Genomic DNA, 26010 nt, shown 5'->3' with positions numbered 1-26010 from the left:
TCAGCCCTCCTGTTCTGCTGCTTCGTTCGATTCGGCCGGTCTTGGCTTCCTGCTTTATTTCAGACCGATTTCTTCCTGGGTGTAATAGTCCTGGTCCACGATTTCCTGCTGCACGTTATTTTTGTCGACCGATACGGGATCCAGCAGATAAGCCGGAACGACTTTGATGCCGTTGTCGTACGACTTCGTATCGTTCACTTCGGCTTCTTCGCCCTTGAGGACGCTTTCCGCCATGTTTACAGTCTGCTGCGCAAGCTTGCGGGTATCCTTGAACACCGTCTGCGTCTGCTCGCCGGCCACGATCGACTTGATCGAAGCCAGCTCGGCGTCCTGCCCGGTAATCACCGGCAGCGGCTTCGCGGACGATCCGTAGCCGATCCCTTTGAGCGACGACAAAATCCCGATGCTGATGCCGTCGTACGGCGACAATACCGCATCCAGATGTTCGTCGGAGTAATAGGCGCTGAGCAGATTGTCCATTCGGGACTGGGCCAGCGAGCCGTCCCAGCGCAGCGTCGCGATCTGGGCCATGGTCGTCTGCTTGCTGCGGACAACCAGCTTGCCAGAATCGATGTACGGTTGAAGAATCGACATCGCGCCGTCATAGAAGAAGTAGGCGTTGTTGTCGTCCGGAGACCCGGCGAACAGTTCGATATTGAAAGGCCCTTTGCCTTCTTTCAGACCGAGAGCCTGTTCGATGTAAGAAGCCTGAAGCACCCCTACCTTAAAGTTGTCGAAGGTCGAGTAATAGCTGATATGAGGCGTGTTGCGGATCAAACGGTCGTAAGCGATGACCCGGATTCCCTGGTCGTGCGCTTTGCCGATGACATCGGTCAGCGTGTTGCCGTCCACCGCCGCGATCACGATCACGTCCACGCCTTTGGTAATCATGTTCTCGATCTGCGAAATCTGGTTCTCGACTACGTCTTCCGCATACTGCAAATCGGTCTTGTAGCCCTGCTGCTCGAACAGCCGCCGCATATTGCTTCCGTCCCCGACCCAGCGTTCCGACGATTTGGTCGGCATCGACAAGCCGATATACCCTTTCTCCGCACTTCCCGCACTGCGTTCCGCCAGGTTGCAGCCGCCGAGGACCGCCGTCAGCATCAGCGCGAGCAGAAGCACCGCTATTCTTCTCATCACCGGATTCCCTCCCGCATTCCGTTATAGATAGCGCTTCCATTTATTCGGCGCCGTCTTGTCGTTTACGTGTTCCAGCATAGCATCGCTTTTTAGGGGGGGTCTTTATACGAAAGCGAACGTTTTTTATAAAAATTTAACTTTTTTGCGCCGAAACGACAAAAAAAGACGTTCCGCCGAAGCGGAACGCCCAGAAGCAAAAAATAATCTAGAATTTCAGTACGCCGACCGAATACAGGAAGATCAGGATGATCAACAGCGGGCAGACGTAACGGAGCAGGAACATCCAGGTGCGGTATAAGCCGCCCGTGAGTCCCGCTTCTACGCCCGCGCGTTTCCAGGCATAACCGGTAAACAGCGTGATAATCAGTCCGCCGATCGGCATCAGGATATACGAAGTCGAGAAGTCGAACAGATCGAAGATCGTTTTGCCGAACAGGACTACGTTGCTGAGCGGCCCGTTGGCGCCTTCGACGGACAATGCCGACGGTACGCCGAGCAGGAACGCCAGAGTCGCCATGATGACCGCCGTTTTTTTGCGGCTCCATTTCCACTGTTCCATCGCGTAGGCGACCGGAACTTCGAGGATGGAAACGGCGGAAGTCAGTGCGGCGATCGCCAGCAGCAGGAAGAATAAGCCGCCGAACAGGAAGCCGAGCGGCATCTGCGCGAACGCGGCCGGCAGCGCGATGAACGCAAGGCCTACGCCGCTGGAAGGTTCCATACCATAAGCGAATACGGTCGGGAAGATCACCAGACCGGCGATGAACGCGTACAGCAGATCGCCCGCACCGATCGCAAGCGTCGCTTTGCCGAGCGATTGGTCTTTGCGCACATACGAACCGTAAGTCAGCATACAGCCCATGCCGAGCGAGAGCGAGAAGAACGAGTGGCCCAGCGCGATCAGCACCGATTCTTCGTTCAGCTTCGAGAAGTCCGGCTTCAGGAAGAATTCCGCGCCTTCCAAGGCACCCGGCAGCGTCAACGCGCGAACCATCATGATCAGCAGGAGAATCAGGAAGCCGGGAATCAGGATCTTGTTGAACTTCTCGATTCCGCCCGAGATCCCTCTAGCAATGACGAAACCGGTAATAGCCATGACGACCGCGCTCCAGAAGATCGGCATATAGCCGCCCGCAAAGCCGAGGAACGCTGCCGCATAATCCATATTGACATCCGACAGTGCGCCGGCGAACGACTGGATCATGTAATGCAGCGTCCAACCCGCTACGACGCTGTAATACGACATGATCAGGAAAGCGGTGATGATCGAAATCAGGCCGAACCATTTCCAATGCTTCTTGTTCGTCAAATTGAACAGCGATGCGGAAGCGTTGCCGCGTCCGCCGCGTCCAATGGTCATTTCCGCCAGCAGAATCGGCAGACCTACGACGACCAGGCAGAGGATAAACAGCAGGAAGAAAGCCGCTCCCCCGTTCTCGCCCGTAATATAAGGGAATTTCCACATGTTGCCCAAGCCGACCGAGCTTCCGATCGCCGCAAGGATAAATCCGTTCTTGGAAAAGCCTGCCGCGCCCTCTCCGGGTCTTTCGACGGTCTTACCGGTTTTTTTATCCAACCCGCTCATTCCTCTACCTCTTTCCGAGTTTAATTCGTTTCCGCTGTACTGCGGTTTTGCATTTTCCTATGTTAGCGAATCCGCCTCGGGTTGTCCATCTTTTTGTCTGAGATCTTTGAATTTCAATATCAAAATGAAAAATAGTTTACCTGTCGCCCTTCGTTTCGCATTGATAATCTGCATTCCCCATGCAATTTGTCGGTTTTCATGATCGCGGCCCGCGCACCTCCACTAAAGCGTTCGATCCGGTTGTCCCCGCTCTCCGTCATATGTGATAACGATTATCATTATCGAAAAGAGCTTTTTCTTGATGTCTTTTATCCGCAAGGCTGCAGTGCAGCGGGCTTTGGCCGGCCATTAACGGCAGCCCAAAAAGGAGCGGAAAAAAATCCGCTCCTTTTTGCCGTTGCTCGGAAGACCGAAGCCTCAGCTTGTCGGCAGGTCCGGGGAAGGCTCTCCCTGACCCTCGCCGCCAAGTCCCGCCCGCTCGCGCGAACTTTCCCGGCCCGATCCGACCGGATTCAATGCCCCGGCGCGGCCCATCCCCGTCGGCGGCATATTCACGTAGATCGACTCGTAGGCGCCGTTTTCGACCATATAGGTCTCATGGTAAATGCCGACAGCTTCGCCCGAACGCGCTTTGCGGTTGAAGTTTTTCCAGGCGGTGAGGTGATTGGCTTTGCCGCGGGCATAATGTTCCAGCTGGTCGTAGGAGCGCCAATACTGGACAATCGATACCCCGCGGCCCGTCATGAAGAAAGACGCGTCGAGAAAACCCAATTCTTTGTGGGTGTACAATTCCTGAAGCATGGGTCCCATCGAACGCAGTACGGGCAGCCACTTATGCACGGCGTACCATTTGTTGATACGCGCTCCGATGATGAATACAACAAACGGTCCTTCGATCTGGGCCATCTGTCTGCCCGGGATTACTTTCGCCATGCTTTTCGCCTCCTCAGCCTTTTTCCAAACGATTCAGGTGCAGCTCATAAAATCCGCGGATATCGGTCGAAGCGTACAACCGTGCCGTCAGAAAGGCTCCATAGAAGACGGTCCACAGCAGCTTGACTGCATCGTCGACCGACAAAACAGGGTCCAGCGTACCGTCGCTCCGCGCTTCGAGCATGCAGCGCCGAAACAGCTCCGCCAGATCGGGAGATACGGCAGCCGCGGCTTCCTTCCCGGGGAACAGCAGATGGATCTCCGCTTCGCTGAGCTCGGGCATCCACGGGTGCATATCCTTCTCGGCCAAAAAAGCGATCAGGCTGGGCATAACGCCCGGTACGTCTTCGCTCCACTCCACCACGCTCTCCAGCAGATGGCGCACAGCCTCAAATCCGCGCTTGTCTTTCTCGTCGATCTCCAACAAGCGTCCGGTCAACCAGACCCGCATAAAATAAACCAACAGCGCTTCCTTGTGCGGAAAACATTTAAAAAAAGTGACTTTGGACGTTTCCGACTCGCGGCAGATTTCGTCGACCATGATCTCGCTGAACTTGCGTGTGCGCATCAAAGTCAACCCGCTCTCGTACAGCTTGATGCGCGTTCGGGCTTTCTTGATTTCGCGCAGTGAAAAATGAACTTCCGGCAAACGGCTCCTCCTCTGCTTTTTCCAATTAATTAACTCATGTAAATAAATTAACTCAAGTAAACTAAAACGGCAAGAAGTTTTTTTCTTTCCCCGCTGCGCTTCGGTTACCCGCACCCTCGTTCTTGCTTGAATGCTGCAGGACGTCTAGAATGGGGAGAGTTTAGAAACACGACTTCCTCCGGAAAGAGAGGCCCCGTCCATGCCCAAAAGAACACTGGCCATCAGCGATATCCACGGCGAACGGCATCTGCTCGATCGTCTGCTGGAGCAAACCGGCTACGATCCCGTTTGCGATCAGTTGGTGCTGCTTGGCGACTATGTGGATCGCGGTGCCGAATCGATGCAGACGCTTGAACGCGTCATGGAACTTTGCGAAAAAGGTGCGATCGCGCTGAAAGGAAACCATGAGGATCTGATGCTGCGTGCGCTGGATGGCGGAGGCGAAGAAGACTGGAAGCGCTGGATCGTACGCAACGGCGGCAGTGCCACCCTCGAAAGCTACGGATTTACCGATAAAGCGCTGCGGGTCGAACTGGGCGAGAACTATCGCCGCCCCGAACTGAAATCCGGGATGCTGGAACGCCATCTGGCTTTTGTCCGCGATCTGGATCTGTATTACGAAACGGATGCGTTCATCTTTGTCCATGCGGGCATTCCTCCGGGCCTGACGGCGGCCGAAGCCGATCCGTCCGACCTGATCTGGATTCGCGAGGAGTTCCATCGGGGATACGAAGGAGACAAGACGGTCGTATTCGGCCATACGCCCACAAGCGGCCTGCACGGCGATCCCGATAACCATAATGTGTATTACGGAGCGAACCGAATCGTCGGCATCGACGGAGGAGCCGTCTTCGGCGGGCAGCTTAATGCCATTGCGATCGAGAGCGGGGAGACGTTTTACGTCAAAAACGACTCCAAGGTCTAACGCGCGGCATTCGTCCGCCTTTAGGCGGCCGGGACTCTCCCGACCGCTTGCTGCTCCTGCGGTGCCGCTGTCCGTAAAACCGGCACAAAAAAAGAAGCTTCGCCCATTGGGACGGAGCCTCTTTTGGTTTGCTGCTGCCGTGAATCCGGACACTGGCAATCGAATCGGGTCGTGCCTCCGCTCAAAATTCCCGCGGCTGGCTGGGTTGGACATCCGGCGGATCGATCGGCTGGATCTCCGGCTGCTGCACGGGCTGCACATCCGGCGGGTTGACCGGCTGGACCTCCGGCACCTGCCCCGGCTGTACACCGGGAAGTTCGCCGGGCGCAATCTCGGGCCGGTGCGGCTGAACGCCCGGCATATCGTCCGGGTCGAACTCCGGCGCCTGTCCCGGTTGAACACCCGGCGGATCGACCGGTTGAATCTCCGGGTCGCTTCCCGGCACGGTGCCGGGCGGGTCCTGCGGCTCGGGTGCGTCGGCCGCGCGGACAATATAGAAATCCTGATGTTCTCCGATGTCCTGTTTCATATTAAGATCGCCTCCCATTTCTCTGATCGATCTGATCCACATGGCGTTTCGGGAAATCCCGACGGAAAAGATGGAGAAGGATACAGAAGTTATTACCCGTTTACCACTCGTGCCACGCGCGCGGACCGCCGGTCTGCACGATCGATTTTTTTTGCGTGCGGCCATGGTTGAAGCTCATCGTGCGCAGCTCATAGCCGGGCGCGTCCAGCGGCAGCAGCTTTTTCCATTTCGATACCGGATGGGTCGGCTTGCCGGGACTTGCCATGTCGACAAGAACCAGGTCTTTGTGCAGCAGATTCAGGCATTGTCCCAGCGTAAGCGAGGGCGAATCGGAGACGCTGGAAGAAGATTCCGGATGTGTGTTCATGAGGTTTGCTCCTTATTTCAAATTGGGCCGAGACCGCGAGAATCCGTTCGAACGCGCGCTGGACCGTGCCTTTTTTGTACAGCTGCGTCATGGAACCCGAAGCGTCGAAGATGACGGCTACGCGGGCTTTTTCATGCGCGATGTTTTTCTTCTCCAGCGAAATGCCGACTTTGCGTTTAAGCAGATCGATCTTGCCGAGCGGGCGCGACGGCTGGGCGGGAGGCTTCGCTGGAGCGGCCGCCGTTGAGCCCGATGCCATACGCGAATCTGCGGCAGACGCGTTCGCGGGCGGCTGAGGTACATTCGGCGGCACCGGCGTTTCTTCGTCTTCGATCTCGACGCCGTGCGCTTCGGCCAGCGGTTTGAGCCCGCCGTTGAAGCCCCGGCCGACAGCCCGCAGCTTGAGACCCGACGCATGCCGGTACAATTCCATGAAGACAAGCGAACGCTCCTGTGTGGCTTCCGTAATCTCGTACAAGATCTCGCCGCCTGCCGTCTCCGCGATAATCCGGCATCCTTTGATATCGGCAAAAGTCCCGTTCCCGTCCAGGGTCGCGGAAAATACGCATTTGGCGATCAGACCGGGGTCCAGCTCGTTGGTCCGGATGACGAACGCGACCTTGTTGGGTCCCGTCCGTTCATAACGCACATGTCCCGCCGGGCTTGTATCCTGGTTATAGAAGATAAAATAATCGTCCGACGGCACTCTGCCGTTCTCTCCGACCATGAAGCAGCTGACGTCGAGATCGGCCGGCGCGGCGTCCCATTCGATCCGTACGCGAAGTTCGTCCGTTTGCCCGATCGGCGCTTTTGTATACGCATATGCCGAATTATATCATCGGGCAGCCGTCATTGCGAAAAAGCCCCCGCGTTTGCGGAAGCCGCCGACCGGTTAATGAACGAGCAGGAGCGCTTGCATGCGAAACTTTCAACATAGCGCGCAGAAAGAAACGAGAGGAGAAACAAACATGTGGAGCGCATTGTTATGGGGCGGCATTTCCGCGTCGGCCGTCGTGCTCGGCGCGTTGGCTGCGTTATTTTTGCGGATCAAAAAACGGTATATCGGCTGGATTATGGCTTTTGGCGTCGGCACGCTGATCGGCGCGGCCGCGTTCGAACTGCTCGGCGACGCCCTGGAGGACGGCGGGGTGCTCGCGACGGGGATCGGATTTACGGCGGGCGCGCTCGTCTATACGGTGTTTGACCTGATCGTCTCCCGGCGCGGCGGCTCGAACCGCAAACGTTCGGGCAAAGACGATTCCGGTTCGAAAGCGGCCGGCGGCGAAGCCGATCAGAGCGGACTCGGCATCTTCGCCGGTACCGTAATGGACGCCATTCCGGAATCGATTATGCTCGGCGCCAGTCTGATCGCAGGCAACGGCATCAGCGTCGTGCTGGTCGCCTCGATCTTCGTCAGCAATATCCCGGAAGGCTTGTCGAGTACGGTGGGCCTGCAAAAAAACGGGTATTCGCGCAAAAAAATATTTCTGATGTGGGGTTCGGTCCTGCTGGTCTCGGCACTGGCCGCCATGGGCGGCTATCTGTTCCTCGAGCAGCTCTCCGGCGAAATGAAAGCCGCGATCGGCGCGTTCGCCGGCGGCGGCATCATCGCCATGCTGTGCTCGACCATGATGCCGGAAGCTTTCGAAGAAGGAGGTCCGGCCGTCGGTTTTATCGCCTCGATGGGTCTGCTGACCGCGATCCTGCTTGATACGTTCTCGTAACCTGTCGGACGAGAGCGGTTCATCTGAACCTTTCCCCTATTTGGGCGAGGAAGCTTAGCCCGTTAACGGACCGTTTATCCGTGACGGGCTTTTTTCTGTTTGCGGGATCGATTTCCGTTTACACCGCTTGCAAACGATGCTATATTATTTTCATAATCTGGATTCCAGATTGATCTGTTTATAGAATGATCTGATTCCAGATCATTAGGCATCCGGATCGATCCGGCTCCAACAAGGAGGACATTACATTGACGGACAAACCCATGACGCCAAACGGCTCGCTGATTATCGACGCCAACCAGAACAAGCTGCTCCAGAACGCCCTGCGCATCAAGATCATGCACGCGCTGTCGCGCGAGCCGATGACCTCGAAGCAGGTCGCCGATCGTTTGCGCAAAACGCCGGGCAACGTTCACTATCATATTCAACGGCTGTACGAAGGAGGACTGCTCGAATTGGCGGATACGCGCAGCGTCTCTGGGATTATGGAGAAGTATTATTCCGCTCCGGCGTCGCAGTTTCATTTTCCCGGATCGGCCGAAGGCGAAGCCTGGCAAAAAGACGACGAAGCCTGGACCGGGGCCGGCCCTTTCTCGGAATACCATGCGACGCGGCTCGATCTGTCGGACGAAGAAGCCGCACGGTTCTTCGATGAACTCAAAGCGCTGCTGGAAAAGTGGGAGCTGCACACCGAAGGCGGGCGGGAATACGGCGTCAGTATTCGGATCGGACGGATCGACGAGAGAGGGGACGCCTGAGCATGCTGACCGATCTCGACAAAAATACCGCGGAAAACGAAGACTCCAACGCTTCCCGGCTGGCCCTGTTCCTTTCTCCGATTCGCAAATCAAAAGCTTTTACCTATTTGTGGCTCGGTCAATGGATCGCCATGCTCGGCAGTTCCGTGTCCGTCCTCATCCTGCCGCTCGTCGTCTATTCGCTGACCGATTCGTCGACGGCGCTGGGACTTGCCATGACCTGCTACATGCTGCCGAACATTATCGCGCTGCCTTTTGCCGGGTGGATCGTGGACAAGACGGATCGGCTGCGGCTGGTCATGCTGAGCAACTCGGCGCGGCTGTGCATCATGCTGCTGGCGGCGATCTCGATCTTTAATGGCAGCCTGACGCTGGAGCGGCTGTATATCGGGCTCGTTTTCTACGGCATCATGGAAGGCGTGTTCAACCCCGCTTACTCCGCCCTGCGCGCCGAAGTGTTTACGCCGGATATTCGCAACGCCGCCAACGCGCTGAGCCAGATCAGCATCCAGGGCGTTCGGCTGCTCGGCCCCGCGCTCGGCGGCATGCTGGTCACCGCGGCGTCGCCGGGGGCCGGGTTCGCGCTCGATTCGGTCACGTATCTGATCTCGCTGCTGTGCTTCCTGATGCTCGGACGGGTGCTGGCGCAGCAAAAAGGCCGCCCCGTCAGCGGATGGCCCGCCCGATCGGTCAAGAACGGCGATCACGCCGGCACGCAGGATGAAAAACATACCGCGGCGCTTCGCACGGGCGAGCCTGCCGACGCTGGCGTGTCCGCGCACGGAAACACGACAGGCGGAGAAGGCCCATCGGCTGACGCGGCCCCTCTACGCGAAGGAACAGCAGTCCGAGCGACTGCGGCTGCAGCGCAGCTCCCGTCCGTGCCCTCCGGCTTCGGCGCGGAGTTTATGGAAGGCGTTCATGTGCTGCGCAAACTGCCGTGGCTGTGGATTACGATTCTCGCTTTTTCGCTGCTGAATATTTGTTATACCGGCATTGTGGCTGTGCTCGTACCCTGGCTGTTCAAAGTCCATCACGGACTGCCGCCTTCCACATACGGGATCGCGATGGCCGGCACCGCCGTGGGCGCGATTCTCGCCGCCGTGCTGTTCGGGTCCAAACGCGACTGGAAACGCCGCGGACTGGTCGCCTACGGCGGTGCGCTGCTGGGCGGTGCCGCCCTGCTGCTGCTCTCCGTTATCACATGGGTACCGGGACTCGTCATGGCGATGGTTCTCGAAGGCTTCGGCATGATGATGTTTATGATTATTTGGGAGATCAGCCTGCAGGAACTCGTTCCCGCCGAAAGCTTCGGACGCGTCGCCAGTCTCGATATGCTCGGTTCGTTCGCGCTGCTTCCGGTCGGTTACCTGGTGGTCGGGCATCTGGCCGATATGATCGGCGGCATTCCGACCATCGCGATCTTCGCCTGCGCCGGTATCGTGATTCTGCTGACCGCCCTCTGCTCGCCGCATATCCGTCGGTTTAATTAGTGTGTGAATCGGGAACGGCAGGGATACGCAGAATAAAAAGTCATCCTAATGATCACTTAAGCAGGCGTTCGCCGGCGGGCGGCGATGCAGTTGGGGACGCTGGACTGGGCGCATCGCGGCCTCCGCAGCTTCTGCCACCTCCCAAACCCAAAAAACGTTCCTGCCGGCATCGCCGGCAGGAACGTTTTTTGGGTTGTTTGCGCAAGCTTCGTCCATCGATCGGTCTGCACTTCGCGCCGATCGGCCGGCCGCGGTCCGTGAAGCCGACCGGCGCTTGGCCGAAGCGGCGACAGCCGGCGACCCCGGACCCCAACATGCTTCTTCGCGATGTCCGCGGGTCAGACTTCTTTCCCGTCGAACACCAGCAGCTGCGCCGCCGTGAGAATCGCTCCCCAACCAAGTAGAATGCCGGCCCCAAGACCCAACTGCACATAAGCGACCTGCGAGCCGATGATCGTCTTGTACAGCGTCATGTAATCCGCGGCCAGCAGCGGAGCGGCCGCAGGAAACAGCAGTCCGGCGCCGATCATGACGGCGATCAGGGCGACGCCCAGCATAAAACCGGATGTGGCGCTGCGGGCAAGCGTCGAAGCCAGCGCCGCCAAGGCCGTAATCACCGCCGCCGGCAGCAGCGTCAGCGCATAAGCGCCCAGAATCCCCGGCAGATTCAGCTCGCCGATTCCGGCGCCCGACAAGACAGCCGCCGCCAGTGACAGAACCAGCAGAATCCCCAACATTCCGGCCTGGTAGAGAACGATCGCCCCGATCTTACCGACCGCAAGGGCGGCGCGGCTGACCGGCCGGGTGAGCGGAATCTTCAATTCGCCGCGTTCCCGTTCTCCGGCGAACAGGTCGGCCGCCAACATGCACGCGGCCAGAGGAAGCAGAATATACGCAGCCAGCGATAGCAGCGTGAACGGCAGATTCTCGGCAGAGAAGCGCACGATGCCGCCTTCCATCCGGTTCAGCAGCAGCAGGGCCAGCGGTGCCAGGGCGATCAGCACCGGCAGCGCGCGGTACTTGAACTGGGCGAGAATCTTGCGCAGTTCGACTTCGATCGAGCGGCCGATCATGGCGCTTGGCGCCGGTCCTTTTGCGCCGGTACGGGCGGCTGCCGATCCGGCAGAAGGACGATCCGTCAGTCCCGCTTTACCCGAAAGTATCCCTTCACGGTTCGAAATCGGATTCCCAGCCCGTCCGGCTTCCGCTTCTTTTATCCGCGTACTCATATCGCATTCCTCCCGTTCGCCTGGGTCATGCTCAGATAATATCGCTCCAGGCTGCCGTAACGTCCCAGCGCTTCGGATACCGAAGCGCGGTCGACCAGCACCCCTTCCTGCAGCACGGCCACCTGTGTGCAGAGCTGCTCCATCTCGTGCGCCAGATGACTGGACAATACGGCGGCGCAGCCGCGTTCGCGTTCCTGCAGCAGCAGTTCGCGGAACATCGCGGTGCCTTCGATGTCCATGCCGTTCGTCGGCTCGTCGAGCACGAGCAGATCGGGCTTCGGCAGCAGGGCGCAGGCCAGCGCCAGGCGCTGCTTCATGCCGACGGAGAACCGCCGGACTTTCTCCCGGCGGTACGGCAGCAGACCGACCCGGTCCAGCAGGGAGTCGACCGTGTCCGTATCGAAACCGGGATAGAAGCGGCCGGTCAGCTGCAGATTCTGCCGGGCCGTCAGGTACGGATACAGGCCGGGCGTTTCGATCATGCAGCCGGTCCGTTCCAGAATGGCGGGCAGCTGCTGCGCGGGATCCATCCCCAGCAGGGCGATCTCTCCCGAATCGGGCTGCAGCAGGCCGGTCATGGCTTTCATGGCCGTTGTCTTGCCGCTTCCGTTGGGGCCGAGCAGACCGAGCACCTGGCCCGCTTCGACTTCAAACGACAGCCCGTCCACGCCGCGGCGGTTGGCATACTTCTTCGTCAGTTTTTCGATACGAACAACGGTCATATCTATTCCTCCTTATTCGGAACGGCCCGGACCGAAAGGTCCGTGACCGAAGCGGCCGCGATCCGCGCCTTCAGGCAGCTCAAGCGGCTCGACCGTACGGCCCGTCACGTCGATATCCTGCGGTACGGTACTGCCGATCTTGTCGAACGTGCTGTCGATCGTCGCCTGCAGCTGGACTTTTTGACCGTTCCCGTCCAGACCGGATACGCCGAGCGTCGCTTTCAAAGTCTCAATTGCCCCGTTTTTCAGTGTCGCGTCCAGACGCACATTCTCTACCCGGCCGTCCGAAGTGATCGGGAACAGCGAAGCCGGATCGAAGTCGGCCCATTCCGGCTGCCACTGCGTTTCTTCGCCGAGAGCTTTCTGGCCGTGCTGCGCGCCCACTTCCAGCATCGCGTTCATTGCCAGGTTCGCGAGTTCCGGAATTTGCGCGTCCGTCAGATTGAGCGTGACGGTATGGCCGTTTTCCGTGAAGCTTTTCTTGATATCGCCCAGCAGCAGGTCGCTTGCCGCTTCCATCAGCCGCTCCGCGCTTGGCGAAGATTCGAACGACTGCTCTTTGGCATTCTGCGGCTCCGCGTCGAGCGAGTAATACTGATCGCCTTTGCGCAGAATCACTTTTCCGTCTTCGGTGGATTGTTCGACTTCAAGCGTGCTGCCGCCGATCTTGAACTGCCCCAACGAGTAGCTTTCTTCGCCCGCCGACTGCACCTGCAGCTGCCCGCTTGCCGTTACGGTTCCGTTTTGGCGAATCTCGATCTTGGAAGTCAGGGTCGAGTTGTCGTTCTCCGCCGTCTTGAGCGCCGCGTCCCTGAAGGTAGTGTAGGCATTGCCGTTGGCATAAGCCGCCGCTCCGAGACTTGCCGTCAAGACCATGCCTGCCGCCATGACACCGATCGTTTTGTTACGCATACTTTTTTTCATGTTCATCTCTCCCCGTGTTCGATTTGGATGCCGTTTGGATCGCCTTGCGGGTGGTTCTTTGTCGCACCCTTATCGTAACCCGAAGAAATAAACGGCTTCCGCGAACTTTCTAAACAAAACTTAAACGGTTCTTAAATAGTTATCGCCACAAAAAAAAGCCCCGGCAGGGCTGTGGGCCTCCGGGCTCTTGCTGCGTATCGAAAAGCGGTTTGATGCGTGGATGCGGCTGCTTGTTTTTATCGGTCTCCCGCAAAAGGGGCTACGCCTTGAAGCGGTACCCCGCCCCCCAGACGGTCTGGATCACTTTGGGATCGCCCGGATTGTCTTCGATCTTTTCCCGCAGGCGATTGATATGGACGGCCACCGTCGCGCTGTCGCCGATCGCGTCGTAACCCCAGATTTTCTCGTACAGCGTCTCTTTGCTCAGCACCATGTCGGCGTGTTCGAGCATGAACAGCAGCAGCTCGTACTCTTTGTTTTTGAGCGTCAGTTCTTCGCCCCGGACGTATACGCGCCGCGACTGCGGACGAATGACGATCTGGCCTACCTTGAGTTCGCCGCCCGCGGGCATGTCGCTGCGGCTGCGCAGACGTTCATACTGGGCGAGATTGGATTTGACGCGCGCGACCAGCTCCCCCGGCGAAAAAGGCTTCACGATATAATCGTCCGCCCCTAGGCCAAGCCCCCGGATCTTGTCGATATCTTCCTGCCGGGCCGTCACCATCAGAATCGGAATATCGACCGTCTCGCGCAGCTTGCGGCAGACGACGAATCCGTCCGCCCCCGGCAGCATCACATCCAGCAGAATCAGATGAAACTCCCCGCTGCTCCCGCGCCCGATACCGTCCGTGCCGTTATCGACGATCTCCACCCCAAACCCGTCGATCTCCAGATAATCCCGCTCGATCTCCGCGATCGCGCTGTCGTCTTCGACGATCAGGATCTTTTTGCCGTTGTTCATCTGTCGTTACGCCTCCTTCGCTTGAGTGACCGGCAGTTCGATGACGATCCGCAGTCCGCCGCCGTCCGCATGCCGCGCCTTGATCGTGCCGTGCATAAACGTGATCGCTTTTTCCGAGATGGCCAGACCGAGCCCGCTGCCCCGGTTCGGACTGCTGCGGGAAGCGTCGCTGCGGTAGAAGACGTCGAACAGCTTCGGCAGCGCTTCGTCCGTCACGCCCGGCCCGTCGTCGGATACCGTGATCGCAAGCGTGCTGCCGGCCCGGTACATGTCGACGGACACGGTCACTTCGGGACGTTCTTTGTACTTCAGGCTGTTCTCCACGATGTTGGACAGCACGCGGCGAAACTGCACGGGATCGATATGAATAAGCAGTCCTTCCTCCATCGCACCGAGCGCCACCTTCAGACCCTGCTGGGCGTATTCGTCATCCGCCGCACGGAAGAAACTTTGCAGCTCTTCGCGCGGATCGAGGTCTTCGGGATAATTCGGATAATCGCCCAGGTCCATTTTGGAAAAAAGGAACAGCCGCGACACCATATGATCGATATCGCCCGCTTTGGTCTTGATCATGCCCGCGTAGCGGCGCCGCGCTTCTTCGGTTGCCGCGACCCCGTCGAGCAGCCCTTCGGCGTACGCTTTGATCGAAGTCAGCGGCGAGCGCAGATCGTGCGAGATGCCGGCGAGCAGTTCTTTGCGGTTCATCTCCTGCTTCTGCACGGCCCAGACCGACTCTTTGAGCCGGCCCGCCATCTCGTTGAACGCTTCGCATACCGGGCGGAATTCGTCTTTGCGCGTGTAGTCGATCCGGTAATCCAGATTGCCGTCGCGGATCTCGTTGACCCCGCCGGCCAGAATCTCGAGCGGCTGACGGATCTTCTGGAACACGAACCGGGTGAGGAAGCGGCTGGTCAGGACGACGACGGCGATCATGCCCAGCAGGATCGCTATAGGGAACCAGATGCCGGCGCTTCCGCCGGGATGGCCGGGTGGAGCTTGCTCTGCCGCTTTGCGTGTGCTGTACAGCTCGATCCGGTAGCTTCCCTCGGCGCCGTCCGCCTCCGATACATACAGCTCGCGGCCTTCCGCGCCGACCAGGCCGGTCCCGCCAAGCGTATCCAGCGCTTTCGTCAACTGCGGGTCGGCAAAAGGCTCGCCTCCCAGCGAATACGTCAGCGTGCCGGTTCCGAGCTCTGCGGATTCGCCGGCTGTCTCGTAAATGCGCAGCGCCATGTGGTTGTTCGTCAGTATGCGATCGACCCGGCTGACCATGAAGTCCAGCTTCCGGACGTCGGTGTCGGGATTCTCCAGCAGCTCGCGGGAAGCTTCCATGACGGAGTCCCGCGCCCCGTAATAGTCTTCGCTGTTGTCGAACTGAAAATCGAACTTCTGCCACAGCAGCAGTACAAGCAGTGCCGACAGCATGAGCGCCAGTACGATCGGAATAACGATCATAAGAATATTGGATATAAAAAGCCTGCGTTTAATCGTCATGGCTGGATCTCCCGTCCCGTTGGATATGGCTTGGTTCATGTTTCCCCTATGATAGCACGGCGCGTTAACCCTCGGTTAAACGGAAGATTAACAAAGGTTAAACCGGAAGATCGAGCGACGAAGAACGTCCTCCCGGCCCAAGCGGCGGAGAGGGCGTTTTTTGGCGTCGAACGCTATTTGTTGGAGGAGGAATTCAATTGTCACCGTCCAAAAAAGACCGAAACCCCGTTCAGTCGTCTCTGCGCCGTCCGCCCGACCCCGCCGATTTCCATGAATTCGAACGCGCCCACTCGATTTTTGTGCGGCGGCATCCGGATGCGCGCTCGGGCGAACGCCGCGGCCGGCTGGAACGGGGACACCAGTATGCGGAGAAACTGCGTTCAAAACAACAACATTTTATTCGGAACGTACGGCATCTTCTGTTGAAAAGCGATCCCAGCCTTGGCCGAGCCGCCAACCAAAAAGGCTGGATGCTCGGCAAGCCCGGCAACTCAGGCTTTCCCAGGCTCCTGCTGGCCGCCTTCGCCGCGCTGACGCCTGCGCCCAAGCAGACGCCAACCGGTCAGCAGGGCACCGACGACGCAGATGCAGGCCGAGACGGTAAACACCACATGCATCCCGTCCAGGAAAATGTCCGGACGATCCGGGATCAGGCCGGTGACGCGGTAGCCTGCCCGGTCGCTCATCACGCCGAACAGCGTGGTGGTGGCGACAGCGATACCGGTCACCATACCGAGATTGCGGATCAGCGAATTGACGCTGCCGGCGATGCCGAGCTGCGGACGCGGCACGGTGGACATGACGAGCGAGTTGTTCGGCGACTGGAACAGTCCTCCGCCCAAACCAAGCAGAGCAATGCAGCCTCCGACCACGGCAAGCGGGCTGCCTTCATGCAGCGAAGCCAGACCCGCCTGTGCGCCAACCATCAGCAGCAGACCGATAAAGGTCAGCCATTCCGAGCCGAAACGGTCCGACATCGCGCCGCTCAGCGGAGCGACCACGACCATGACGAGCGGATAGAGCATCATCATCCAACCTGCGCTGCTCGGCGACAAGCCGAGGATCGACTGCAGGTAGAACGGCGCGATAATGTTGTAGCAGAACATACTGACGAACACGAGGAAGCCGCACAAAATACTGAGCGAGAAGTTCGGATTGCGGAACAGTCCCGGATTCAGCATCGGCTCATCGATCCGCGACTCCCTCCACAGGAACATCGCGAACGCCGCCGAAGCGACAGCAAAGAGTCCGAGGATCCGCCAGTCTCCGTAGCCGATCTCCTGCCCGAGCAGGATCGCGGCGACCAGCGATACGACAAAACCCGCGAACAGCAGGCTGCCCCCGCCGTCGACCGAGCGTTTGACCGTTCGAAGGTCCGAAGGCAGCAGCTTGGCGCCAAGCAGGATCGCGATGAGCCCAAGCGGCACATTGATCCAGAAGATCGACTCCCAGCCGAGCGAAGATACCATCAGTCCGCCGATTCCCGGTCCGGCGATACTGCCAAGCGAGACGAATGTTCCGACAAAACCAAGCGCTTTGCCGCGTTCGTTCGAAGGGAAAATATCGGTGACGATGCCCTGGCTGTTGGCCATGGTCATCGAAGCGCCGATCGCCTGAACGATACGCGCGGCGATCAGCGTGGCGAGCGATCCGCTCAGTCCGCACAGCAGCGAACCGACCACGAACACGATCGTACCGATGCGGAAAATACGGATTTTGCCGAAAATATCGCCCAAGCGCCCGAACAGCAGGATGAACGAGCAGATCGCCATCAGGTAGATGCTCGATACCCACTGCGCGTGTCCCAGCTGCAGACCCAGGTTGCTCGAAATCGAAGGCAGCGCCACGTTGACGATACTGCCGTCGAGCGTCGCCATAAAGGTGAACAAATTGAGTATGATCAGGATCCGCCAGCGGCGCTGCTGCACCTGCGGATCATCCTGATACGAAGTGATTTTCGAATTCACCTTTACTTACACCTCCGCTTTCCAAATGTTCTACATGATAAAACGACTTTTTTAGTTTATGCCCAAAAAGTTGTAATCGCAATTGTAGAAAAAAAGGACGCTACCCATTAAATCCGGTATCGTCCTTTTGAATAGCAAGTTATTTTTTATCTGGGAGAGTAACGTAAATATTCATCCTATCATTACGAATTCCTTGTAAGGATTCTGCATATTCAATTCCCAGGAAATCGAGTCTTTTGTTCCATTGTTCTCTTTCAGTGTCTTTAAAGGAATCCCCATACCGATTAAGAATGTACGCAATCACGTATACATCAATCATCGTGTTCCCATTTTGCATGGTAATCCATGTTCTGGGTACGATAACTTCTCCTTCTTTGGCATACAGGTCTTCGTCTGAAAAGTTAAGCACCAATTTCTTTCCATCATTTTCGACAGTAGCTATCTTCCTTTTGTTATCCCACTTGATTGCATCAGCCGAAGCTCCAAATACATCTCTTAGCGGAACAAACTTGCTATTATATTTTGTGCCTTTGACTGAAGTATTTGCAGGTATATCTCCGCCTACTACATGAAGCACCACTTTATCATATCCTTGTCCCACTGCTTGATCTGCTCGGGTTCTCAGAGAATCAGCAGCAAAAGCACTTGAAGTAACAGCTGTCAGGCCAACCAAAAGAACCAAAGAATATACGAATTTTTTCAAGCTTTCCCTCCTTTGCATTCCTCATCTTTGTAGACGATTTTTCACTAAAGAAAGTTGTTTGATTTTTCAAAGAATCAGTATTTAACGCCATTAATCGCGAAGCCATACTTCCAGTTGCAGGCGACTTCGTTACAGTATGACTTGGCCAATCCACTGTCCCGTAAATCGATGTACCACTTGCGCCATTTACCAAATGTTTATTAACCGGCTGCGCGTGTACCCAACTGTTTAAAACCGCAGCGAATCTTCCGCGCCATAGATGTCTCGGCCGAGTTCCCGTATCCAAAAAGGCCGGAAACGTCCGCTGCCGCGAATCGTTCCGGCCTTCCCTATTCTCGTATACCGCCGATTTGCCTCAAGCCGTTCGAAGCGGCCGGCGGCCCGATCCAATCTCAAGTACCGTTCCCGTACAGCTTGAAGCCGGGCACGCCGGTTATCTGCGCGATCCGAGCGGAATGCCCGTGCGAATCGCGACGGCGCGAAGTCCGGCAATCGCGGCGGCCAGCACGATCGCAATCCAGATATAGATGAATACCGGCCCGATCCCCTGCGATTCCAGAAACCGTCCGCCGAACCAGATCAGCACGAACGAGAAAGCGACGGCCGCCGAAAAAGCGAGCAGCATCGCCGTTTTCTGCCCGGCTGTGGAGCGCCGCAGCACATTCGCGATCATATGCCGATTGCGAAGAGCCAGCAGCAGCATGTAAACAATCAGAAGCGGCGTGGTACCTTGTCAACACTAAAAGTAAGGTTACGCTCCCCTGAATCGCACCTAAAGCGTGTGCGTTTCAGGAAAACGTAAACCTCGGATTAAGAGTTGAAAGGATACTAGTATAGGCATTGTCGAGAATAAACAAACTTACGGCCATCAAGGCCAGCAAAATCCAGGTGATCGCCTGAACATAACGGTCAAATACGCGCAAAGAAAAATCCCCTTTCATCGATAAGACGATCCGATTCCGGTTCCTTCACTTGTACCCGGACGTTGGCGTACGGCTGCCGCGGAAACTATTCGCGAACCGGACGCAGGCTGCTCTCCGGCATTCCGGCCTGCGGATCGCAATCCGCTTCGTAGTCGACTCCGTCGATTTCGAAACCGAACAGCTGGAAGAACTCTTGACGGTATCCGGCCAGATCGCTCAGTTCGCCGATGTTGTCCGAAGAAATCCGCTCCCAGATCTCCGCCACTTCCCGCTGCACGTCTTCCCGCATTTCCCAATCGTCGATCCGGATCCGGCCCTGCTCGTCGACCGGCACTTCGCCGCCGCCGTACAGCCGATCCGCGAACAACCGATAGGTCTGCTCGATACAGCCTTCATGCAGTCCTTTTTCCTTCATAATCTTGTACAGGACGGACACGTACAAAGGCACGACCGGAATCGCCGAACTCGACTGCGTCACCAGCGCTTTGCTGACGGATACGAACGAGCGGCCGCCGCCGGATGCCAACTGCCCGCCGATCCGCAGCGCGGTGGCTTCCAGATGGTCTTTGGCCCGGCCGATCGAACCTTCGCGGTAGATCGGCTGCGTCAGATCGGGACCGATATACGAATACGCGATCGTCGTCGCGTCGTCGGCCAGTACGCCGCCGCTGCGCAGCGCGTCGATCCACAGCTGCCAATCTTCGCCGCCCATCACTTCAACGGTGGCCGCCACTTCTTCTTCCGTCGCCGGCTCAAGCGTCACTTCGCTCACTTCGCCGGTATGGAAATTGACCGTCTTGTTCGTATACGAACCGCCGATCGGCTTAAGCACGGAATTGGCCGCTTCGCCCGTCTTCGGATTGACCCGGCGCGCCGAAGCGACGCTGTAGACGACCAGATCGACCTGGCCGAGTTCTTCGCGAATCACTTCGACCGTCTTGGCTTTGGTCTCGTCCGAGAAAGCGTCGCCCGTCACGCTGAACGAACGAAGCCCCGCTTCGGCGGCTTTGCGCTCGAACGCGGCCGAATTGTACCAGCCCGCGGATGCGGTGCGGGTCTCGCTGCTCTTGCTTGGGCGGTATACGCCGACCGTCGCCGCTCCGGCTCCGAAAGCGGCCGCGATGCGGGCCGACAAGCCGTAACCGGTCGATGCGCCGATGACCAGCACCTTCTTTGGTCCTTCCAGGCGCGGTTTGGCCGCGATATAGTCGATCTGCTGCTGAACCTGCGCGGCGCAGCCGTCCGGATGGGCGGTGGTGCAGATAAATCCGCGCGTTCTCGGTTTGATGATCATGGTTGTTGTCCCTCGCTTTTTCAGTTCTTGGAGACGGTTCGGCAGTCCTGCGCGAACCGTCTATCTCTGTTAGTGTAACAATTTTTTCGCATTTAGGCACTTTTCGTGTTCGTTATGCCCTTGCGCCGTTTGGAATCAAACAGTAAAAAGCGAAGCTTCGACAGAGAAGCTTCGCTCAAATATTGGGCCGTCCGCGCGGCCGTTATCCATCCCGTTCAGCGTTCCCCCACGGTACGGCTGCCGCCAAAACGTTCGGGATCAGGCCGTCCGCGGAGTTTGCGGTTTGCGCGCTGTCTTCGGTTCAATCACAGTCGGGACAGAACCGCCTGTCGGCCGGAGGACCGGCAGATCTGCGGCTCCCGCCGATTCGTCCGCAAACCGGAATTGATTCGCGATCTCTTCCAGACGCTGCGAGCTCTCGCCGGTCCGGCGTGCCTGAACGGCCACTTCGTCGGAAGCTTCAAGCACCTCCGAAGCCTGCGCGAAAATATGCTGCGTTCCTTCGGCTGCCTGATTGTTGGCCGCTGCGATCTCGCTGACCGCTTTGGACAGATTTTGTACCGAGGCGCTGAGCTGTTCGCTCGTGGCACTGAACTCGGCGACCATATTCTCGATATACAGGGCATCCTGCAGATAAGAGTCGGCATTGGCCTGCATCATCTGGTAATCGGCCGCAATTTCCGTCGTCATCAGATTCAGCAGACGTCCCGAATGGCGCTGCAGATTGTCGACGGAACCCATCACTTTCTCCGTCACCCCGTGAATTTGTTCGACGGACCTTTTCGAAGCGTCGGCCAGTTTGCGGATCTCGTCGGCCACGACAGCAAAGCCTTTGCCCGCTTCTCCGGCCCGGGCCGCCTCGATCGAAGCGTTCAGCGCCAGCAGGTTGGTCTGCTGCGCAATCTGGAGGATGGAATCCGCCAGAGTACGGATCATCGTAACGGAATGCGATTCTTGAAGCGCCGAATCCAGTTCCTGTTTCACTTCGGCATATACTTTTCCCGTGTTCTCTACGGCCTGGGTCAGATTCTCTTGAATTTCCATGGCGCGCGCACTGACCTGCCCGGCTTCTTCCGCGCCTTCTTCTGCACGTTTGGCAATCGATCCGACGGCCCGGCCGAATTCCTGGGTCGAAGCGTCGATCTCTTCGGTCGACGCGGCCGTCTGCTGCATGCCCGCCGACATCGTTTCGGTCGTATCCGTCACTTGGCGCAGACCGTTCTCCATCGCGATGAATTTGCTCTGCGCAACTTCGGTCGCCTGCTTCAGTTCGTCCGCTTCCTGCGAGACTGCCGAAAGCATCCGGAAAGACGAGGCGTGCATCCGGTCGACCGCCCGGGTCAGGAGGCCGGTTTCATCGCTGCGCTTTAAATGTTTGTCCTCCATGCGTCCGGTAAAATCGCCATCCGCCATCCGATTGAGCTGCGATGCAGCCGCTTGAATCGGACGCACGATCCCTTTTGCAATAAAAAACAGAAGAGTGAACGAGACGACAAATCCGAGAATCGAAATCACAAGCGGTCCGGCATGCCAGACATTCGCCTGCTGGACGAAATCGCTCATGAGCACTAAGTTCAACAACATGGGAAGAAGCATCCCCAGTACGGCAGCGGCCAATATGCGGGTCAATAAACTTCCGGTCAGTTTTTCCAGACGGTTCTTCATCATTTCGCACCTCTTTTGTTGTTTTGAGAGTAAAAAAGGACTTTAGGCCTAATTATTTCCCGATAACACTTCTTTAAAGTGTACTTCGGTGTTTTTTTTACGTAATTAAAGGTCTTTAGGTCTGGTTCTTACTATCTAGTAGTTATTATATACAAGTTAGCGGACATTCAAACACTTTACACAAAATTTTTTGAAATTTTATTTGGCGCAATCAAATAATCGAAACTTGTGCCCGAGGGAACCGTGACCAGTTTTAAAGATAATCCCGAAGAACTTGTTCAAAATATGGAACTTCAGGCAGATGTCCGCTGGAGCCTTCCGTCTACCGCCTTTGTACCGTTCGATATATTCGAGGGCGATTTGGGCTGGAATCTGTCGAAACTTGAGTTCTCCCTGTTCTTCGACGCGGACGGCGAAGAAACGGAGCAGCGGCGCTACCTGGCTTTTCATACGGCCGGCAACGGCGATCTGCTGCTGTTCGATCTGGCTCGTGGATGGAGCCTTATGCCGCGTTTCCAGTCAGCGGCTGGGACGAACTTCTCGCCGCCTTCCGGCCGCAGGCGGAGGACCTGATCCGCTGGCTGCAGGGCGCCGACGCGCAGCGCCTAGCCGCCATCTCCGCGATCGGCCGCCTGGCCGAAGGGGAACTTCCGGCCTTGTTTGCCGGGCCGAACGGCGGATCGGAGCGCGCGGAGCCGCTCCGACTGCTGAACGCCCTGCACGCCGGAGCCGTGCTGCGCAAAGAAAAAGCGGCGATTCTCGAAGCGATCGCCGCGGTTTCAAACGCCTGATCTTCAGCCGCTTAAAAGGGCCGCCACAACGGCGGCCCTTTTTTATACCTTGAACCGCGAGACCAGCGTCTGCAGTTCTTCCGCCAGACGATTCAGCGAAGAGGCGCCGTGCAGCATTTCTTCGCTCGCCGCAAGCTGCTCTTCGGTGGCCGCCGCGATCTCCTGCGTGCCTCCGGAAATTTCGCTGGTGCCTTCGCTGACCCGCTCCATCGACTGCGAGACTTCCGCGAAGCCCGCGTGGATCCGCTCGGTCGACGCCGCCATCGCGCCGGTTCGGCCCGAGACTTCTCCGATCGACTCGAGAATGCCGACGAACTGGCTGGCGCCGTGCCGCGTAGCGTCCGCCCCTTCGTGCACTTTGCGTTTCACTTCGTGCATCATATCCATCGCCGCGTGCGTTTCCCGCTGAATACTGACGATCAGCTCGCGAATTTCGCGGGTCGACCCTCCGGATTGATCGGCCAGTTTCTTGACTTCTCCGGCGACGACGGCAAATCCCCGTCCCGATTCGCCCGCCCGTGCCGCTTCGATCGAAGCATTGAGGGACAGCAGATGGGTCTGCGCCGAGATCTCGTCGATCATCGAAGCGATCGAATCGATCTGCGACGCATGAACGGCCAACTGCCGGATCCGTTCGTCCGCGTCGCCGACAGCGGAATCGATCTCCGACATTTGGTCGGCGATCCGGATCACGGCACGTTCGCCTTCATCCGCTTGGCGGCTCATTTCCTGCGAGAAAGAAGCCACCGCGGCGGTAGAAGACGCAATTTCCGTAATTTGCGCCAGCGCATCGTGCGCCGATGCCGTACTGCGGCCGGTGATCTGTGCCTGTTCGCCCGAACGCTCGGCAATCTGCTGCATGGCCGCCGCAACCTGGTGCGAGGTGGATTTGGACTGTTCCGCGCTGGCCGAGAACTGCTCGGAAGCCGCGCCCAGCTGTTCGGACGCATCCCCGACCCGCTGCATCATATCGCGCAGCGAACCGACAAAGCGGTTAAAGCTGCCGGCCAGTTCGCCGAACTCGTCTTTTTGCCGAAGTTCGATCGTACGGGTCAGATCGGCGTCCCCCTCGGCGATTCCGCTCATCTGACGGTTAAGCAGCGTGAGAGGTTTCATGATGGAACGCAGCAGCCAGAAACCGAGCGCAAGACCGATAATCGCCGAAGCGATAACGCTGTAGAACAGAATATTTTGACTGATATCCGCTTCGCGGCGGTTCTTGTCTTCGAGCGCCGCAACTTCGGCATCCAGACGTTCGACGAAGGTATTGACGGCGGGATCGACCTGCTCTTTGCGCAGGGTGCGCTCTTCGCCGAAATGCAGCTGCCGGGCCTGCCCGGTCTGCCCCTGTTCGACAAACTGGACGACCTGCCGGTTGAGTACGATCAGCTCGTTCAGCTCACTGCCGATGTTTTGCAGCGACTCAAGGTCCTGCCCGTCCAATTTTTTCGATTCGTCCGCCAACAGTTTTTCCAATTCGGCCGTCTTTTTCTGGATGCCTTCGGCAAATTCCGTATCGCCTGTCAGCAGGTAGCCGCGTTCGTCGTTGGCGAATCCCGTCATCCGGTATTGAAGCTGCTTCAGAAATTTTTGCATTTCCAATTTCTCTTCGAGAAAACCGCTGTTCGTCATCCCTTTTTCGATCGAGACCAGAGACAATATACCGCTTCCGACCAACACCGCGACCAGCAGCAGGATAATGGAAAATAATTTCGTTCTGACTTTCATATCGCATCCTACTTCCCGGTTGATTTTGGATATTCGTTTTAAAAATGGCACGTCCTTCTCTATCTACCGTTTTATTATCGGCAGCAGAGTGCGTTTTTTGATACTTTTTGTCGAAAAAAGTCGTCGATTTGACGCTTTTTTTGGAAAGTGATAGTTTGGTATACATATCAGGGCGGTATAGTATGTTTTATCATTCGACAGGATACGGGAGGAACCCAAGCCATGACTTTACAAACCCAAGAAACGTGGATCCGGCAGCTTGAGAGCGAATACGAACAGATCGTGCAGTGGCGCCGTCATATGCATGCCCACCCGGAGCTTTCTTTCCAGGAAACGCAAACGGCCGAATTTATCGCGGATACGCTTGAAAGTTTCGGCTACCGGGTGCGTACCGGCGTAGGCGGCAACGGCATCCTGGCGGATCTTGCAGGAGCAAATCCAGGGCCTGCGATCGCTTTCCGCGCGGACTTCGACGCCCTTCCGATCGAAGAAGAAAACGACGTTCCCTACAAATCGAATAACCCCGGCGTGATGCATGCCTGCGGACACGACGGACACACTTCGACACTGCTCGGAGTCGCCAAGGTCCTGGCAGGACGCCAGCAGGAACTGCGGGGAAGCCTGCGCTTTATTTTCCAGCATGCCGAAGAAAAACTGCCGGGAGGCGCGATCGCCATGATCGAAGACGGAGCGCTTGAAGGCATCGATGAAGTCTACGGAGCGCATCTGGCAAGCTATATGCCGCTCGGCAAACTGTCCGTTTCTTCGGGGCCGTCGATGGCGGCAGTCGATTCGTTCGACATCACGGTGCAGGGCAAAGGCGGTCACGGTGCCAAGCCGCACCAGACCGTCGATGCGATCGTCGTCGGCAGCCAGCTCGTCGCCTCGCTTCAGCATATCGTCGCCCGTCATATCAATCCGCTGCATCCCGCGGTCGTCACCGTAGGGGTGTTCCGGGCCGGTTCGGCATTCAACGTGATCGCCGACAAAGCCAAGATCGAAGGCACCGTACGCAGCTTCGATCCCGAAGTGCGCAGGCAGCTCGAACGCGATATCCGCGATATGGTGCACGGCATCACGCTGGCCGAGCATGCCACTTACGAGCTGGATTACGTCAACGGCTATCCGGCGCTCGTCAATCCGCCGGAGCAGGCGGAGCAGGTACGCGATATCTTCGTGCGGACATTCGGCGAAGAAGCGCTGTACGGCCTCGACGCTTCGATGGGTGCGGAAGACTTCGCTTATTATCTGCAGCATCGTCCGGGCCATTTCTTCAACGTCGGTTCGCAGAACGACAGCGAAGACACCGCGTTCCCGCACCATCATCCGCGCTTCGATATCGATGAACGCGCTCTGCTGATCGCGGGCCAAGCGTTTCTCGCCATAGCGGCGGACAAGCTGCTGGGCAGGGCGTAACCTTTTTCCGGGGCCCGTGCCTTCATTGATTCCTGCGCGAAGAGCGCCAAACAAATAGGCACATCAAAAAAAGAGCAGGAGAACCGC

The 26010-nt window shown here is 57.7% G+C and carries 24 protein-coding genes; 7 read left to right on the top strand and 17 right to left on the bottom strand.

What is annotated here, in order from left to right; all coding sequences use genetic code 11:
* Positions 1-54 precede the first annotated feature (54 nt).
* The 4 genes from chvE to HOP44_RS14730 form a co-directional block, all read right to left on the bottom strand.
* Entirely contained in the window at positions 55-1140 is a 1086-nt protein-coding gene (gene chvE / locus HOP44_RS14745) for a multiple monosaccharide ABC transporter substrate-binding protein (RefSeq protein WP_172254808.1), read from the bottom strand.
* A gap of 208 nt (positions 1141-1348) precedes the next feature.
* A complete protein-coding gene (locus HOP44_RS14740; protein ID WP_172254602.1) occupies positions 1349-2728 on the bottom strand; it encodes a sodium-dependent transporter in 1380 nt (459 codons plus the stop codon).
* A gap of 417 nt (positions 2729-3145) precedes the next feature.
* Positions 3146-3661 carry a DUF4188 domain-containing protein gene (locus HOP44_RS14735; protein WP_172254600.1) on the bottom strand — a complete coding sequence of 172 codons (516 nt, stop codon included), beginning with the start codon at positions 3659-3661 and terminating at the stop codon, positions 3146-3148.
* Between the two features lie 13 nt (positions 3662-3674).
* Entirely contained in the window at positions 3675-4310 is a 636-nt protein-coding gene (locus tag HOP44_RS14730) for a TetR/AcrR family transcriptional regulator (RefSeq protein WP_172254598.1), read from the bottom strand.
* 199 nt (positions 4311-4509) lie between these two features.
* Here HOP44_RS14730 and HOP44_RS14725 point away from each other — a divergent pair, with 199 nt between their 5' ends.
* Positions 4510-5235 (top strand): metallophosphoesterase family protein, encoded by a 726-nt coding sequence (locus HOP44_RS14725; RefSeq protein WP_172254596.1) that lies wholly within the window; start codon positions 4510-4512, stop codon positions 5233-5235.
* Positions 5236-5416: 181 nt separating this feature from the next.
* Here the strand turns inward: HOP44_RS14725 and HOP44_RS14720 are convergent, their stop codons facing one another.
* Both HOP44_RS14720 and HOP44_RS23180 read right to left on the bottom strand, forming a co-directional pair.
* Positions 5417-5764 (bottom strand): hypothetical protein, encoded by a 348-nt coding sequence (locus HOP44_RS14720; RefSeq protein WP_172254594.1) that lies wholly within the window; start codon positions 5762-5764, stop codon positions 5417-5419.
* A gap of 188 nt (positions 5765-5952) precedes the next feature.
* Positions 5953-6903: a TerD family protein gene (locus HOP44_RS23180; RefSeq protein WP_425501882.1), complete on the bottom strand. Its 951-nt coding sequence runs from the start codon at positions 6901-6903 to the stop codon at positions 5953-5955.
* A gap of 196 nt (positions 6904-7099) precedes the next feature.
* On the opposite strand from HOP44_RS23180, the gene HOP44_RS14710 reads away from it, so the two are divergent.
* From HOP44_RS14710 to HOP44_RS14700, 3 genes are all read left to right on the top strand, one after another.
* Entirely contained in the window at positions 7100-7855 is a 756-nt protein-coding gene (locus tag HOP44_RS14710; protein WP_172254590.1) for a ZIP family metal transporter, read from the top strand.
* A gap of 248 nt (positions 7856-8103) precedes the next feature.
* Complete coding sequence (locus HOP44_RS14705; RefSeq protein ID WP_246369829.1) at positions 8104-8613, top strand: ArsR/SmtB family transcription factor; 510 nt, start codon at positions 8104-8106, stop codon at positions 8611-8613.
* 2 nt (positions 8614-8615) lie between these two features.
* Positions 8616-10106 carry an MFS transporter gene (locus tag HOP44_RS14700; protein WP_172254588.1) on the top strand — a complete coding sequence of 497 codons (1491 nt, stop codon included), beginning with the start codon at positions 8616-8618 and terminating at the stop codon, positions 10104-10106.
* A gap of 338 nt (positions 10107-10444) precedes the next feature.
* Here HOP44_RS14700 and HOP44_RS14695 read toward each other — a convergent pair whose 3' ends face one another.
* The 10 genes from HOP44_RS14695 to HOP44_RS14650 form a co-directional block, all read right to left on the bottom strand.
* Entirely contained in the window at positions 10445-11335 is an 891-nt protein-coding gene (locus tag HOP44_RS14695; RefSeq protein ID WP_172254586.1) for an ABC transporter permease, read from the bottom strand.
* Complete coding sequence (locus HOP44_RS14690; protein WP_172254584.1) at positions 11332-12057, bottom strand: ABC transporter ATP-binding protein; 726 nt, start codon at positions 12055-12057, stop codon at positions 11332-11334. The genes HOP44_RS14695 and HOP44_RS14690 overlap by 4 nt, the downstream gene beginning before the upstream one ends.
* A 12-nt stretch (positions 12058-12069) precedes the next feature.
* Positions 12070-12981 (bottom strand): hypothetical protein, encoded by a 912-nt coding sequence (locus tag HOP44_RS14685; RefSeq protein WP_172254582.1) that lies wholly within the window; start codon positions 12979-12981, stop codon positions 12070-12072.
* Positions 12982-13240: 259 nt separating this feature from the next.
* Positions 13241-13942, bottom strand: a complete 702-nt coding sequence (locus tag HOP44_RS14680) for a response regulator transcription factor (protein ID WP_172254580.1) — start codon at positions 13940-13942, stop codon at positions 13241-13243.
* Between the two features lie 6 nt (positions 13943-13948).
* A complete protein-coding gene (locus tag HOP44_RS14675) occupies positions 13949-15436 on the bottom strand; it encodes a sensor histidine kinase (protein ID WP_172254578.1) in 1488 nt (495 codons plus the stop codon).
* A 491-nt stretch (positions 15437-15927) separates the two neighbouring features.
* Positions 15928-17403: an MFS transporter gene (locus tag HOP44_RS14670; RefSeq protein WP_172254576.1), complete on the bottom strand. Its 1476-nt coding sequence runs from the start codon at positions 17401-17403 to the stop codon at positions 15928-15930.
* 139 nt (positions 17404-17542) lie between these two features.
* Positions 17543-18106 carry a stalk domain-containing protein gene (locus HOP44_RS14665; protein WP_172254574.1) on the bottom strand — a complete coding sequence of 188 codons (564 nt, stop codon included), beginning with the start codon at positions 18104-18106 and terminating at the stop codon, positions 17543-17545.
* 433 nt (positions 18107-18539) lie between these two features.
* A complete protein-coding gene (locus HOP44_RS14660) occupies positions 18540-18809 on the bottom strand; it encodes a hypothetical protein (RefSeq protein ID WP_172254572.1) in 270 nt (89 codons plus the stop codon).
* A 305-nt stretch (positions 18810-19114) separates the two neighbouring features.
* Positions 19115-20323, bottom strand: coding sequence for an enoyl-ACP reductase FabV (gene fabV / locus HOP44_RS14655; RefSeq protein WP_172254570.1), 1209 nt, complete (start codon positions 20321-20323; stop codon positions 19115-19117).
* Between the two features lie 258 nt (positions 20324-20581).
* Positions 20582-21991 carry a methyl-accepting chemotaxis protein gene (locus tag HOP44_RS14650; protein ID WP_172254568.1) on the bottom strand — a complete coding sequence of 470 codons (1410 nt, stop codon included), beginning with the start codon at positions 21989-21991 and terminating at the stop codon, positions 20582-20584.
* Between the two features lie 282 nt (positions 21992-22273).
* Between HOP44_RS14650 and HOP44_RS14645 the strand changes: the two genes are divergently transcribed.
* Entirely contained in the window at positions 22274-22561 is a 288-nt protein-coding gene (locus HOP44_RS14645; protein WP_172254566.1) for a hypothetical protein, read from the top strand.
* On the top strand, positions 22483-22779 hold the full coding sequence (locus HOP44_RS14640) for a hypothetical protein (protein ID WP_172254564.1): 297 nt from the start codon (positions 22483-22485) through the stop codon (positions 22777-22779). Before HOP44_RS14645 ends, HOP44_RS14640 begins: the two co-directional genes overlap by 79 nt.
* Positions 22780-22821: 42 nt before the next feature.
* Here HOP44_RS14640 and HOP44_RS14635 read toward each other — a convergent pair whose 3' ends face one another.
* The gene (locus HOP44_RS14635; protein WP_172254562.1) at positions 22822-24507 is read right to left on the bottom strand and encodes a methyl-accepting chemotaxis protein; all 1686 of its coding nucleotides are present in this window, start codon (positions 24505-24507) and stop codon (positions 22822-22824) included.
* A 222-nt stretch (positions 24508-24729) separates the two neighbouring features.
* On the opposite strand from HOP44_RS14635, the gene HOP44_RS14630 reads away from it, so the two are divergent.
* Positions 24730-25923 (top strand): M20 metallopeptidase family protein, encoded by a 1194-nt coding sequence (locus HOP44_RS14630; RefSeq protein ID WP_172254560.1) that lies wholly within the window; start codon positions 24730-24732, stop codon positions 25921-25923.
* Positions 25924-26010 lie beyond the last annotated feature (87 nt).

Source organism: Saccharibacillus deserti (genome assembly GCF_013618475.1).
GTDB lineage: Bacteria > Bacillota > Bacilli > Paenibacillales > Paenibacillaceae > Saccharibacillus > Saccharibacillus deserti.
Note: the sequence above shows the minus strand (reverse complement) of the source record. Positions and strands in the feature narration are given on the sequence as shown.

Excerpts from the sequence above, each read along its gene's own strand:
- chvE (WP_172254808.1), bottom strand. The coding sequence starts at position 1,140 with ATGAGAAGAATAGCGGTGCTTCTGCTCGCGCTGATGCTGACGGCGGTC.
- HOP44_RS14740 (WP_172254602.1), bottom strand. The coding sequence starts at position 2,728 with ATGAGCGGGTTGGATAAAAAAACCGGTAAGACCGTCGAAAGACCCGGA.
- HOP44_RS14735 (WP_172254600.1), bottom strand. The coding sequence starts at position 3,661 with ATGGCGAAAGTAATCCCGGGCAGACAGATGGCCCAGATCGAAGGACCG.
- HOP44_RS14725 (WP_172254596.1), top strand. The coding sequence starts at position 4,510 with ATGCCCAAAAGAACACTGGCCATCAGCGATATCCACGGCGAACGGCAT.
- HOP44_RS14720 (WP_172254594.1), bottom strand. The coding sequence starts at position 5,764 with ATGAAACAGGACATCGGAGAACATCAGGATTTCTATATTGTCCGCGCG.
- HOP44_RS14710 (WP_172254590.1), top strand. The coding sequence starts at position 7,100 with ATGTGGAGCGCATTGTTATGGGGCGGCATTTCCGCGTCGGCCGTCGTG.
- HOP44_RS14700 (WP_172254588.1), top strand. The coding sequence starts at position 8,616 with ATGCTGACCGATCTCGACAAAAATACCGCGGAAAACGAAGACTCCAAC.
- HOP44_RS14695 (WP_172254586.1), bottom strand. The coding sequence starts at position 11,335 with ATGAGTACGCGGATAAAAGAAGCGGAAGCCGGACGGGCTGGGAATCCG.
- HOP44_RS14690 (WP_172254584.1), bottom strand. The coding sequence starts at position 12,057 with ATGACCGTTGTTCGTATCGAAAAACTGACGAAGAAGTATGCCAACCGC.
- HOP44_RS14685 (WP_172254582.1), bottom strand. The coding sequence starts at position 12,981 with ATGAAAAAAAGTATGCGTAACAAAACGATCGGTGTCATGGCGGCAGGC.
- HOP44_RS14680 (WP_172254580.1), bottom strand. The coding sequence starts at position 13,942 with ATGAACAACGGCAAAAAGATCCTGATCGTCGAAGACGACAGCGCGATC.
- HOP44_RS14675 (WP_172254578.1), bottom strand. The coding sequence starts at position 15,436 with ATGACGATTAAACGCAGGCTTTTTATATCCAATATTCTTATGATCGTT.
- HOP44_RS14660 (WP_172254572.1), bottom strand. The coding sequence starts at position 18,809 with ATGCTGCTGCTGGCTCTTCGCAATCGGCATATGATCGCGAATGTGCTG.
- fabV (WP_172254570.1), bottom strand. The coding sequence starts at position 20,323 with ATGATCATCAAACCGAGAACGCGCGGATTTATCTGCACCACCGCCCAT.
- HOP44_RS14650 (WP_172254568.1), bottom strand. The coding sequence starts at position 21,991 with ATGATGAAGAACCGTCTGGAAAAACTGACCGGAAGTTTATTGACCCGC.
- HOP44_RS14645 (WP_172254566.1), top strand. The coding sequence starts at position 22,274 with ATGGAACTTCAGGCAGATGTCCGCTGGAGCCTTCCGTCTACCGCCTTT.
- HOP44_RS14640 (WP_172254564.1), top strand. The coding sequence starts at position 22,483 with ATGGAGCCTTATGCCGCGTTTCCAGTCAGCGGCTGGGACGAACTTCTC.
- HOP44_RS14635 (WP_172254562.1), bottom strand. The coding sequence starts at position 24,507 with ATGAAAGTCAGAACGAAATTATTTTCCATTATCCTGCTGCTGGTCGCG.
- HOP44_RS14630 (WP_172254560.1), top strand. The coding sequence starts at position 24,730 with ATGACTTTACAAACCCAAGAAACGTGGATCCGGCAGCTTGAGAGCGAA.